This window comes from Aeromonas sp. MR19, assembly GCF_963899305.1.
Classification (GTDB): domain Bacteria; phylum Pseudomonadota; class Gammaproteobacteria; order Enterobacterales; family Aeromonadaceae; genus Aeromonas; species Aeromonas bestiarum.
The window spans coordinates 92,050-103,215 of sequence record NZ_CAWQWZ010000021.1; the positions used below are offsets into that span (position 1 = coordinate 92,050).

11 protein-coding genes are annotated in these 11,166 nt (G+C 58.2%); 6 read left to right on the forward strand and 5 right to left on the reverse strand.

What is annotated here, in order from left to right; all coding sequences use genetic code 11:
- Positions 1 to 71: 71 nt before the first annotated feature.
- From AACQ95_RS13200 to ccoN, 5 genes are all read right to left on the reverse strand, one after another.
- On the reverse strand, positions 72 to 560 hold the full coding sequence (locus AACQ95_RS13200; RefSeq protein ID WP_241278716.1) for a FixH family protein: 489 nt from the start codon (positions 558 to 560) through the stop codon (positions 72 to 74).
- Between the two features lie 129 nt (positions 561 to 689).
- The gene (ccoP, locus tag AACQ95_RS13205; RefSeq protein WP_043135358.1) at positions 690 to 1,667 is read right to left on the reverse strand and encodes a cytochrome-c oxidase, cbb3-type subunit III; all 978 of its coding nucleotides are present in this window, start codon (positions 1,665 to 1,667) and stop codon (positions 690 to 692) included.
- On the reverse strand, positions 1,667 to 1,846 hold the full coding sequence (locus AACQ95_RS13210) for a CcoQ/FixQ family Cbb3-type cytochrome c oxidase assembly chaperone (RefSeq protein WP_005315611.1): 180 nt from the start codon (positions 1,844 to 1,846) through the stop codon (positions 1,667 to 1,669). Before AACQ95_RS13210 ends, ccoP begins: the two co-directional genes overlap by 1 nt.
- Before the next feature lie 12 nt (positions 1,847 to 1,858).
- The gene (ccoO, locus tag AACQ95_RS13215) at positions 1,859 to 2,473 is read right to left on the reverse strand and encodes a cytochrome-c oxidase, cbb3-type subunit II (protein ID WP_042866433.1); all 615 of its coding nucleotides are present in this window, start codon (positions 2,471 to 2,473) and stop codon (positions 1,859 to 1,861) included.
- A gap of 16 nt (positions 2,474 to 2,489) precedes the next feature.
- Positions 2,490 to 3,914 carry a cytochrome-c oxidase, cbb3-type subunit I gene (gene ccoN / locus AACQ95_RS13220; protein ID WP_043135357.1) on the reverse strand — a complete coding sequence of 475 codons (1,425 nt, stop codon included), beginning with the start codon at positions 3,912 to 3,914 and terminating at the stop codon, positions 2,490 to 2,492.
- Between the two features lie 283 nt (positions 3,915 to 4,197).
- Here ccoN and AACQ95_RS13225 point away from each other — a divergent pair, with 283 nt between their 5' ends.
- From AACQ95_RS13225 to AACQ95_RS13250, 6 genes are all read left to right on the forward strand, one after another.
- Positions 4,198 to 4,656, forward strand: a complete 459-nt coding sequence (locus AACQ95_RS13225; RefSeq protein WP_043135356.1) for a hypothetical protein — start codon at positions 4,198 to 4,200, stop codon at positions 4,654 to 4,656.
- A 110-nt stretch (positions 4,657 to 4,766) separates the two neighbouring features.
- The gene (locus tag AACQ95_RS13230; protein ID WP_043135354.1) at positions 4,767 to 5,225 is read left to right on the forward strand and encodes a GAF domain-containing protein; all 459 of its coding nucleotides are present in this window, start codon (positions 4,767 to 4,769) and stop codon (positions 5,223 to 5,225) included.
- Positions 5,226 to 5,326: 101 nt separating this feature from the next.
- Positions 5,327 to 5,959 carry an RNA chaperone ProQ gene (gene proQ / locus AACQ95_RS13235; RefSeq protein WP_043135353.1) on the forward strand — a complete coding sequence of 211 codons (633 nt, stop codon included), beginning with the start codon at positions 5,327 to 5,329 and terminating at the stop codon, positions 5,957 to 5,959.
- An 8-nt stretch (positions 5,960 to 5,967) separates the two neighbouring features.
- Positions 5,968 to 7,983, forward strand: a complete 2,016-nt coding sequence (gene prc, locus AACQ95_RS13240; RefSeq protein WP_042866428.1) for a carboxy terminal-processing peptidase — start codon at positions 5,968 to 5,970, stop codon at positions 7,981 to 7,983.
- A 136-nt stretch (positions 7,984 to 8,119) separates the two neighbouring features.
- Positions 8,120 to 10,744, forward strand: a complete 2,625-nt coding sequence (gene pepN, locus AACQ95_RS13245) for an aminopeptidase N (RefSeq protein ID WP_241278717.1) — start codon at positions 8,120 to 8,122, stop codon at positions 10,742 to 10,744.
- 119 nt (positions 10,745 to 10,863) lie between these two features.
- Positions 10,864 to 11,085 carry a DUF2835 family protein gene (locus AACQ95_RS13250; RefSeq protein WP_043555777.1) on the forward strand — a complete coding sequence of 74 codons (222 nt, stop codon included), beginning with the start codon at positions 10,864 to 10,866 and terminating at the stop codon, positions 11,083 to 11,085.
- Positions 11,086 to 11,166: the final 81 nt, after the last annotated feature.

Consider the following 11,166-nt stretch of genomic DNA (forward strand, 5'->3'; position numbering starts at 1 on the left):
AAGTAAACGAGCGGGGCATGGGGCGTGCTGGCGGGAACCGGCTCGCCAGGGTGAAAACCGCCTGTCATGGCTTAACGTCCTTTGGGATCGAGTTCGACGGGCGCCTTGGTCGGGAGCTGGACTGTCTCTTGCAGACGCCATTCGTGATTGAAGGCATCGACCCGGATATGCCATTTCCCGTTCAATGGTTTTTCGAGCAGCAGACGATAGACGCCGCTGGCGTCGGCCGTCACCATGTGTTCGCTGTCCATGCCGGCCAGGGTCGGGTGGAACAGGGAGAGGTAGAGGGCCTGACCGGGGGGGATATCTCCCGACAGAGGCTTGAGGGTCAGCTCCTTGCCATTCACTTCCAGCGCTATGCGAATGTTGAGGGCTTCGGATCGATCGAACTTGCTCAAGTCCTGATTGATCTCTTTGCCTTGTTTGTAATAGTCCTCGGCGACCAGATTGACGCCATCCTTGCTGGCGATGATGGCCGTGCCGATGCTGGCGATCACGGCGGCGGCCGGGAGGGCGATGATGAACCAGGGCCAAAATTGGCGATACCAGGGTTGGGACATAATGAGTGCTACCGAAACGTATGATTAACAGAATGGAGGCTTTTCAGCCAACACAAGATAACAAAAAGCCTCGAAGAGTCGAGGCTTTTTGCTGAGTAATCACGTGCTTATCACATGTTACTGCTTATTTTACTTGTTGTTGTGGGACAAACTATAAACGTAGGAGGCGAGCAGATGAACCTTGTCTTCACCCAGAATATCCTTCCAGGCCGGCATGACGCCGTGACGACCGTGGGTGATGGTCTGCTCGACCACCTGACGGGAACCTCCATACAGCCAGGTGTTGTTGGTCAGGTCAGGTGCTCCGAAGGCGATACCGCCCTTGGCATCCGGGCCATGACAGGCGGCGCAGATGGTGAAGCGCGCTTCGCCCTTCTTGGCCTCGACCAGATCGACCTTGCGACCGGACAGGCTCAGCACGTAGGAGGCGACTTCTTTCACCCCATCCTGACCCAGGATCTCGCCCCAGGCCGCCATCACGCCCTGACGACCGCCCATGATGGTGGTCTTGATCTGATCAGGCTGACCGCCCCATTGCCATTCGCTGTCGGTCAGGTTCGGGAAACCGCGACCGCCGCGGGCATCGGAACCGTGACACTGGGAGCAGTTCTGCAGGAACAGACGCTGACCCACCTTGCGTGCTTCCGGATCGGCGGCGATCTCTTCGATGGCGCGATAGGTCTTGCCATCGGCCTGATAGGCCAGCTCGCGGAACTTGGCGCCGTAGATCTCGTCAGCCTTGACCAGTTCGCGGTCGTACTCCACCGCCCGGCCTTCGGCCTTGGCGGAGGCCACCGCAGCCTTGGACTCGGCCAGTGAGCGGACGTCCTGGTTGGAACTCTGCCAGCCCAGCAGACCCTTCCAGTTGCCCAGGCCCGGGAAGGCCAGCAGATAGACCAGACCGGTGACGATGAAGAAGAGGAACATGTAGGTCCACCACTTCGGCAGCGGGTTGTTGATCTCTTCGATACCGTCGAAGGCGTGTCCCATGGACTTGCCCTCTTCCACTCCCATCTTGTCGCGCAGGCACCACACCAGCAGCAAGAAGCAGCCGAGTATGGTCCCCAGGCTGATGACGGTCACAAAAATGCTAAACAAAGTGCTCATTATTGTTTCGCTCCTGCGTTCTTGTTATCAGCACCGGGTTGCTCGTCGTCGGCAAAAACCAGGTTGGCAGCCTCGTCGAAAGAGGCCTTGCGGCGCTTGCTGTATGCCCAGACGATGATGCCGATCATGATGGCCATCAACAGCAGGGTATAAAGGCCGCGAAATGTGCCGTAATCCATATCCTGACTCCTTTATTTCAGGGCATGACCCAGTGATTGCAGATAGGCTACCAGCGCATCCAGTTCGGTTTTGCCCTTGACGGCTTCACCTGCACCCTGGATGTCAGCGTCGCTGTAAGGCACGCCGAAGTGATCCCGGAACAGCGCCAGTTTCTTGCCGGTCAGTTCACCGGTCAGGACATTGGTGTCGAGCCAGGGGAAGGCCGGCATGTTGGACTCGGGCACCACATCGCGCGGATTGATCAGGTGAGCGCGGTGCCAGTCGTCTGAATAGCGACCGCCCACACGGGCCAGATCCGGACCGGTACGCTTGGAGCCCCACAGGAAGGGGTGCTCCCACACGCTCTCACCGGCGACCGAGTAGTGGCCATAGCGCTCGGTTTCGGCGCGGAACGGACGGATCATCTGGCTGTGACAGACGGTGCAGCCTTCGCGGATGAAGATGTCGCGCCCTTCCATCTGCAGGGCGGTGTAGGGCTTGAGGCCCTCTACCGGCTCGGTAGTTTGCTTTTGGAAGAACAGCGGGGTGATTTCGACCAGGCCCCCCAGACTGATGGCAAATATGATGCCGACCACCAGCATGGGTACGCTCTTTTCAAAGATCTCGTGACGGTTATTGTTGCTCATGCTTTGACCTCTTCAATCATGCTGGCTGTGCGACAGGTTCCAGGGAACCCTTGGGCGCAGTGATGGTGCGATAGGCGTTGTAGGCCATCAGCAACATGCCGGTGACGAAGAAGCAGCCACCCAGGAAGCGCACGAAGTAGAAGGGATAAGAGGCCTGCAGCGCTTCCACGAAGCTGTAGGTCAAGGTGCCGTCGTCGTTGACCGCACGCCACATCAGACCCTGCATCACGCCGGAAATCCACATGGCGACTATGTAGAGCACTGTGCCCACAGTTGCCAGCCAGAAGTGCACGTTGATCAGGCGGATGCTGTACATGCGGCCCTGGTCGAACAGGTTCGGGATCAGGTGATACACGGCGCCGATGGATACCATGGCAACCCAGCCCAGTGCGCCTGAGTGGACGTGACCTATGGTCCAGTCGGTGTAGTGGGAGAGGGCGTTGACCGTCTTGATCGCCATCATGGGGCCTTCGAAGGTGGACATGCCGTAGAACGACAGGGACACGATCAGGAAGCGCAGGATGGGGTCATAACGCAGTTTGTGCCAGGCGCCGGAGAGGGTCATGATGCCGTTGATCATGCCACCCCAGGAGGGGACGAACAGGATCAGGGACATCACCATGCCCAGCGACTGGGCCCAGTCAGGCAGCGCGGTATAGTGCAGGTGGTGCGGACCGGCCCAGATATAGAGGGAGATCAGCGCCCAGAAGTGGACGATGGAGAGGCGGTAGGAGTAAACCGGACGACCCGCCTGCTTGGGCACGAAGTAGTACATCATGCCGAGGAAGCCGGCGGTCAGCAGGAAGCCTACCGCATTGTGGCCATACCACCACTGCACCATGGCATCCATGGCACCGGAATACATGGAGTAGGACTTCATGCCGGAGAGCGGCACTTCCATGTTGTTGACGATGTGCAGCACGGCCACAGTGATGATGAAGGCACCGAAGAACCAGTTCGCCACATAGATGTGGGAGGTGGTGCGTTTGACCAGGGTGCCGAAGAAGACCACGGCATAGGCGACCCAGACGATGGTGATGGCGATATCGATCGGCCATTCCAGCTCTGCGTACTCTTTGGAGGTGGTGTATCCCAGCGGCAGCGAAATGGCGGCAGACAGGATGATCGCCTGCCAGCCCCAGAACACGAAGGAGGCAAGCTTGCCACCAAACAGTCGGGTTTGACAGGTGCGTTGCACCACATAGAAGGAGGTCGCCATCAGGGCGCTACAGCCAAATGCGAAGATGACCGCATTGGTGTGCAGAGGGCGAAGGCGACTGTAAGTCAGCCAGGGAGTATCAAAGTTGAGGGCAGGCCAGATCAACTGGGCTGCGATCAGTACGCCAACCGACATGCCGACAATTCCCCAGACAATCGTCATGACTGTGAACTGGCGAACAACGGTGTAGTTGTACTCAGGATGGTTAGTTGTATGGCTCATCGTTGTATTCCGCTTCCGATGCTGCTGTTGTTTGATTTTTTGTCCAGTGACATGGACCGACATCATTGGCTACTGCCTTACCCCTTGTTAACAACTGTTAATAAAAGGAAAAGCAAAAAGTAGCTAAATGAAAATTCAATGGGAATGATACTGAACTGACAGGTAAAATAACAGTATAAACAGTGATATATTTGGCTCCGTTGGGTCTCGCCTGCTCAATTATTTACCTTGCGCGAGATCACGAAAATGTCATTTTCAAGGCATCTTACAAGGTTGTTTTTTCATGAAAGAGAGACTCACTTCACGCAAAATTGTCCACTTGGCGATCGTCCTGGCCATTTTGCTCGGATTGGTTGCCTATCGAACCTGGTTTGACGGGGGCCAGGCGGCGGTGGCGGGCGCAGAAAAAGATCAGATTTGTGATCTGTCCCGCACCTCCTGCAGCCTGCTGCTGGGGGAGAAGCCGATGACCGTCAGCGTCGCCTCCTTGCCGGTGCGGGCCGAACATGACTTAGTGATACTGCTTCAGGGGGGGGATCCCGCGTTCAAACCGGTGAAAGCCTGGCTGGAGGGACGGGACATGTTCATGGGCACCATACCGGTCAGTTTCGAGCCGACAGAGCACGGTTGGCAGGGCTCGACTCTGGTGGGTTCCTGCACCTCGGCTGTGATGGTCTGGCTGCTCAATATCGAGTGGAGCAATGGCCAGCGCCAGCAGTTGGCGCTCTCCGTCAGCCGTTGAATCCCTGCCTTTATGAACAAAAGGAGGGGGGGTAAGGTGAAAATAGATTTGAAATTTTCAGGCAGGGCGTTACCTTGCACAGATTATCAGGGAGTGAAGTTCATTTAATCATGATTGAAAAACAAGCATTTTATCGCGGTCTCAACCAGCAGGCACAGGCCTTGCTGGAAGGGGAACCGGATCTCATCGCCAACCTGGCCAACCTCTCCGCCTTGTTGGCGCTGGAGCTTGCCGACATCAACTGGGTGGGTTTCTACCTGTTGCAGGGGGATACCCTGGTGCTCGGTCCGTTCCAGGGCAAGCCGGCCTGCGTGCGCATTCCGGTCGGTCGCGGGGTCTGTGGCACGGCAGTGGCACAGGGCAAGACCCAGCTCATTGACGATGTCCACCAATTCGAAGGTCACATCGCCTGCGATGGCGCCAGCAATTCGGAAATCGTGATCCCGGTGCGCCGTGGTGGCGAGATCATTGGCGTACTGGATATCGATAGTCCAATCTTTAACCGTTTTGACGCAGAAGACCTGATTGGGCTGGAAGAAACGGTGCAAATTTTGGAAAGCATGCTCTAAGTCATTGCTTGATGGTTCGCAAAAGGCCCCAAGCTCTCTATAATGGGGCCTTTGTTGTGCTCGGGCGTGCCCGCGCGTTTATATGAAAGCCAAGGTTATACATGGAAAACACTGAGAAGCTGAAGAACAGTAAAGAGATCGTTGCCTACCTGGTCGAGAAATTCCCGGCCTGCTTCATCGCTGAAGGAGAGGCCAAGCCGCTCAAGATTGGCATCTTCCAGGATTTGGCCGAGCGTCTTGCTGACGACGCCAGAGTCTCCAAGACCATGCTGCGCTCTGCACTGCGTCAATACACCTCCAGCTGGCGTTACCTGCATGGCCTCAAAGCCGGCCAGGCCCGTGTCGATCTGGACGGTAACCCGGGCGAGCTGCTCACCGAAGAGCACATCGAGCACGCCAAGCAAGCCCTGAAAGAGAGCAAAGAGCGGGTCTTTGCCAGCCGTCGTACCAATACTAAAGAAGAGAAGGCCAAGCAGCCCCGTCGTCCTGCCCCGCGCAAGGCTGACGCTGCCGCCAAATCTGACAAGCCCAAAGCCGCACCCAAGGCACCCGTTGCCGATGCGCCCTTGGTGAAGGTCGATGCTGCCAATCTGAAAGTGGATCAAGGCGTCCGGGTCGTGCTGGGCAAGTCTCCTGTACCGGCGACCATCAAGGAAGTGACCAAGGATGACGTTCAGGTCCAACTGCAGACCGGCATGATGCTGCGGGTCAAATTTGAGCATCTGGTTCTCTAAGGAGACAAATGTTGAAGCATGGCGTAATTCGTTTTTCCCTCGTTGCCTGTAGCCTGGCGCTTGCCGGGCTTGCACAGGCCATCGAGCCGGTGCTCAAGGAAAGTGATTTGCCTGTGTTGGCTCAAGAGAGCCAACATGCTACGGCTAGCAAGCGAATTGCCAATCTGTTTACCCGCTCGCATTACAAGCAGTTCAAGCTGGACGATGCCTTTTCCTCCGTGATTTACGACAAGTATCTGGAGAATCTGGACTACAGCAGAAACCTGTTTTTGGCCTCTGATATCAGCCGCTTTGAAAAGTACCGTAACGGCTTTGACACCGACCTCGAAAGAGGACGGCTGGCACCTGCCTACGAGATGTTCAATCTGAGTCAGCAGCGGCGTTATGAGCGGTTCGAATACGCCCTCAAACTGCTCGATACTCCTTTCGATTTTACCCAGCCCGACAATTACATCTTTGATCGGGAAGGGGCGGCTTGGCCCAAAGACGAAGCAGAACTCAACGAGTTGTGGCGTCAGCGGGTCAAGTTCGATGCCCTGAGCCTCAAGCTCAGCGGCAAGGAGTGGCCCGAGATCAAGGAGCTGCTTGGCAAGCGTTACAACAACGCCATCAAGCGGATGTCCCAGACCGAGAGCGAGGACGTGTTCCAGCTCTTCATGAACTCCTTCGCCCGCGCCATCGAACCGCACACCAGTTATCTCTCCCCGCGCAGCGCCGATCGCTTCAACACCGAGATGAACCTCTCGCTGGAAGGCATAGGTGCCGTGTTGCAGGCAGAAGATGACTTCACCGTTATTCGTTCCCTGGTGCCGGGTGGCCCGGCCGCCAAGTCCAATCACCTCAAGCCCGATGACAAGATCACCGGGGTAGGGCAGGACGACGGCAAGATTGTCGATGTGATCGGCTGGCGTCTCGATGACGTGGTCGAACTCATCAAGGGGCCAAAAGGCAGCAAGGTGAAGCTGGAGATCCAGCGCGGCAAGGGCGCCACCGCCAAGACCGAGCAGATCGAGCTGACCCGCGACAAGGTGCGCCTGGAAGACAGAGCCGCCAAGTCCAAGGTGATCAACGCTGAAGGCAAGAAGATTGGGGTGCTCGAGATCCCGAGTTTTTACGTCAATCTGCACGACGACGTGATCAAGGAGCTCTCCAGCCTCAACAAGCAGAAGATCGAAGGCCTGATCGTCGATCTGCGCGGCAACGGTGGCGGTGCGCTGACCGAAGCCTCTGCCCTGAGCGGCCTCTTCTTCGCCAGTGGTCCCGTGGTGCAAATTCGTGATCACATGGGCCGTATCACGGTCAATGGCGATGATGATGGCAACGTCTACTACGGCGGCCCCATGTCGGTGATGATCGACCGCTACAGCGCCTCGGCCTCCGAGATCTTTGCCGCCGCCATGCAGGACTATGGTCGCGCCCTGATCCTGGGTGAGAACTCGTTCGGCAAGGGCACTGTGCAACAGCATCGCAGCCTCGCCAAGGTCTATGACTTCTACGAGCAGCCGCTGGGTCACGTGCAGTACACCATCGCCAAGTTCTACCGGATCAACGGTGGCAGCACCCAGAACAAGGGGGTTGCACCCGACATCGGCTTCCCCACTGCGGTCGCCCCGGAAGAGACGGGTGAGAGCCGTGAGTTCAACGCGCTGCCCTGGGACAAGATAGCCTCGGCCAAGTACGACAAGCTCGGCAACTTTGCCAGCCTGTTGCCCAAGCTGCAGTCGGCCCACGAGGCACGGATCAACAAGGATCCGGAGTTTGCCTATGTGATGCAGGACATCGCCGACTACAAGGAGGAGAAGGACAAGAAGTCGGTCTCCCTCAACGAGGCGGAGCGTCTGGCTGATCAGGCCAAACAGGACGAGAAGGCGCTGGCGCGCACCAACGAGCGTCTGGCTCGCCTTGGCAAGCCGGCGGTGAAGAGTCTGGATGAACTGCCCGCTGATTTTGAAGCCCCCGATGAGTATCTGGTCGAGGCTGCCAACATCACGGCGGATCTGGCCAGACTCAGCAAACAGGGCTGACCCTGGTTGACGAACAACATGCATACAAGGGCGACTCAGGTCGCCCTTTCTTTTGGCTGAATGCAAACTATTTGACCCTGCCAACCGGTTGTGACAGCCTCTGACACGTCAATTACAAGCGTGGAAGCAAACAATAATGACCGATCACTCCCAGGCCATGACGGCCAAATATCGCCAGGATTATCAGGCTCCGCTCTACTGGATCGACAGCATCGATCTCGATTTTCAACTGCAGGAGCCGCTGACCCAGGTCACCGCCATCTCCCGTCTGCGGCGCAATGGCGAGCACAATGAACCCTTGGTGCTGGATGGAGAAGGGCTCTCCCTGCACAGCGTCAGCGTGGATGGCGTGCCTTTTGCCCAGTACGAGCAGGGGGAGAACAGCCTGACCCTGTTCAACCTGCCGGCCGAGTGCGTGCTGACCGTTGTCACCCTGCTGGATCCTGCCGCCAACACGGCGCTGGAGGGGCTCTACAAGTCCGGGGATGCCTATTGCACCCAGTGCGAAGCCGAGGGTTTTCGCCGCATCACCTATTACCTGGACAGGCCCGACATTCTGGCCCGTTACAGCACCCGCATCACAGCCGATAAATCCCAGTTCCCTTTCCTGCTCTCCAACGGCAACAAGGTCGACAGCGGCGAGCTGGATGGCGGCCGCCACTTCGTGCAGTGGCAGGACCCCTTCCCCAAGCCCAGCTACCTGTTTGCGCTGGTGGCCGGGGACTTCGACGTGGAGCGCAGCCACTACACCACCAGGAGCGGCCGCAAGGTAGCGCTCGAGATCTTCGTCGACAAGGGCAATCTGGATCGCGCCGGCTTTGCCATGGAGAGCCTCGTCAACTCCATGCGCTGGGATGAGCAGCGCTTCGGCCTCGAGTACGACCTCGACATCTATATGATCGTAGCGGTGGACTTCTTCAACATGGGCGCCATGGAGAACAAGGGGCTCAACATCTTCAACTCCAAGTTCGTGCTGGCCAATCCGGCTACCGCCACTGACGGCGACTACCACGGCATCGAGCGGGTGATCGGCCACGAATACTTCCACAACTGGACCGGCAACCGCGTCACCTGCCGCGACTGGTTCCAGCTCAGCCTGAAAGAGGGGCTGACCGTGTTCCGGGATCAGGAGTTCTCCTCCGATCTGGGTTCGCGCGGGGTCAACCGCATCAACAACGTGCGTACCGTGCGCGGCCCGCAGTTTGCCGAAGACGCCGGCCCCATGGCACACCCGATCCGTCCGGATGTGGTGATAGAGATGAACAACTTCTATACCCTGACTGTTTACGAGAAGGGCTCGGAAGTGATCCGCATGCTGCATACCCTGTTGGGTGAGACCGCCTTCCAAGCCGGGATGAAGCTCTACTTCGAGCGCTTTGACGGTCAGGCCGTCACCTGTGACGACTTCGTGCAGGCGATGGAAGATGCCTCTGGCGTGGATCTCGGCCGCTTCCGCCGCTGGTACAGCCAGTCCGGCACCCCCGAGCTCACTGTGACCGATGAGTACGATGCCGCCAGCGGCGTCTATCGCCTGCACGTGAGTCAGCACACGCCGCCGACCCAGGATCAGCCCCAGAAGCTGCCGCTGCATATTCCCCTCGACATCGAGTTGTATGACGAGAACGGCGCCGCCATCGCGCTTCAATATCAGGGCAAGCCGATCGGCAACGTGCTCGATGTGCTGGAAGCACAGCAGACCTTCGTGTTCGATCGGGTGGCGGTCAAGCCGGTGCCCTCCCTGCTGCGGGACTTCTCGGCACCGGTCAAGCTGCACTATGACTACAGCGAGGAGGCGCTGGCCTTCCTGATGCGCTTTGCGCGCAACGAGTTCGCCCGTTGGGATGCCGCCCAGATGCTGATCAACAAGGCGGTGATCGACGGCGTGGCACGGGTCCAGCACGGGCAGGGGGTTGAGCTTTCCCAGACCCTGCTGGCGGCCTTTGTCGCCATTCTGGACGATGCAGCACTCGATCCTGCCCTCAAGGCGGAGATCCTGGCGCTGCCGGGGGAGGCTACCCTGGCCGAGCTGTTCGAGGTGGCCGATATCGATGCCATCCACCAGGTGCGGGATATCATTCATGCCTCGCTGGCGCAGGCGTTCGGTGCCCGGCTGACGGCCACTTACGAGAGCCTGCGCTTGCAAGGTTATCAGGTGGTTCATGCCGACATGGCCAAGCGGGCCCTCAAAGGGGTGGTGCTGGGTTATCTGGCGGCACTGAATGCCGAGCATGCCGATGCCCTGGTGCGGGAACAGTATCAGGGAGCCGACAATATGACCGACACCCTGGCGGCGCTGCAGGTGGCCAACGGCTATTTGCTGCCATGCCGGGCCGCCCTGCTGGCGGACTTCGAAGGCAAGTGGGCCAGGGATGGACTGGTGCTGGACAACTGGCTGCGGCTGGTCGGCGCCAAGCCGGCGAGCGATGTGCTGGTCGAGGTGCGCCAGGCGATGGCCCACCCCACCTTCAGCATTCGCAACCCAAACCGGCTGCGCGCCCTGGTAGCCAGTTTTGCCATGAACAACCAGGTGCAGTTCCACGCCGTCGACGGCAGTGGTTACCGCTTCCTGACCGATCTGCTGATCGAGCTCAACGAGGTCAATCCTCAGGTGGCTTCTCGCCTCATCACGCCGCTGATCCAGTTCAAGCGACTGGATGAGGCGCGCAAGGCGCTGATCCGCGCAGAGCTGCTCCGGCTGTTCAACCTGGACGGGCTGGCGCGGGATCTGTTCGAGAAGATAAGCAAGGCGTTGCAGCAGTAATTAAGAGTGGTGCAGGGCAGGGGAGCCGGCTCTCCTGCCCTGTTTTATCGAGCGCGAGGTCAAGGCACCGGCGTTACCTTTGTGGGGACGTCCACAAGCTGCCTTTATCAGGAGTCACAGTGAAGCAGTTTACTTTCCGGCTGTCGCTCAACAGCGACGAGATCATGCTGATGTATCAGGGCCATGCCAGACGGCTTGTGGTGCGTACCGAGCAGGGCCTGACCATAGAGCTGGCCTTGGAAAAAATCCGGCCATTTGTCGCTATCAATGGTGTATACGGCTATTTCCGGCTGAAAACCCAGGACGATTATCGCTTTATCAGCCTGGAACGCATAAATTAACAAAATCTGAACAGGATCCCGAGTAATTATCTGCTTTCAGTCACTATCTATCCGGTAAATCCGCAATCATCCAGTGGGATT

What these genes read in the sequence shown, in the direction of transcription:
- ccoN (WP_043135357.1), bottom strand. Translation starts at nt 3,914, where the DNA reads ATGAGCCATACAACTAACCATCCTGAGTACAACTACACCGTTGTTCGC.
- pepN (WP_241278717.1), top strand. Translation starts at nt 8,120, where the DNA reads ATGACCGATCACTCCCAGGCCATGACGGCCAAATATCGCCAGGATTAT.
- AACQ95_RS13210 (WP_005315611.1), bottom strand. Translation starts at nt 1,846, where the DNA reads ATGGATTACGGCACATTTCGCGGCCTTTATACCCTGCTGTTGATGGCC.
- proQ (WP_043135353.1), top strand. Translation starts at nt 5,327, where the DNA reads ATGGAAAACACTGAGAAGCTGAAGAACAGTAAAGAGATCGTTGCCTAC.
- ccoP (WP_043135358.1), bottom strand. Translation starts at nt 1,667, where the DNA reads ATGAGCACTTTGTTTAGCATTTTTGTGACCGTCATCAGCCTGGGGACC.
- AACQ95_RS13230 (WP_043135354.1), top strand. Translation starts at nt 4,767, where the DNA reads ATGATTGAAAAACAAGCATTTTATCGCGGTCTCAACCAGCAGGCACAG.
- AACQ95_RS13200 (WP_241278716.1), bottom strand. Translation starts at nt 560, where the DNA reads ATGTCCCAACCCTGGTATCGCCAATTTTGGCCCTGGTTCATCATCGCC.
- AACQ95_RS13225 (WP_043135356.1), top strand. Translation starts at nt 4,198, where the DNA reads ATGAAAGAGAGACTCACTTCACGCAAAATTGTCCACTTGGCGATCGTC.
- ccoO (WP_042866433.1), bottom strand. Translation starts at nt 2,473, where the DNA reads ATGAGCAACAATAACCGTCACGAGATCTTTGAAAAGAGCGTACCCATG.
- prc (WP_042866428.1), top strand. Translation starts at nt 5,968, where the DNA reads ATGTTGAAGCATGGCGTAATTCGTTTTTCCCTCGTTGCCTGTAGCCTG.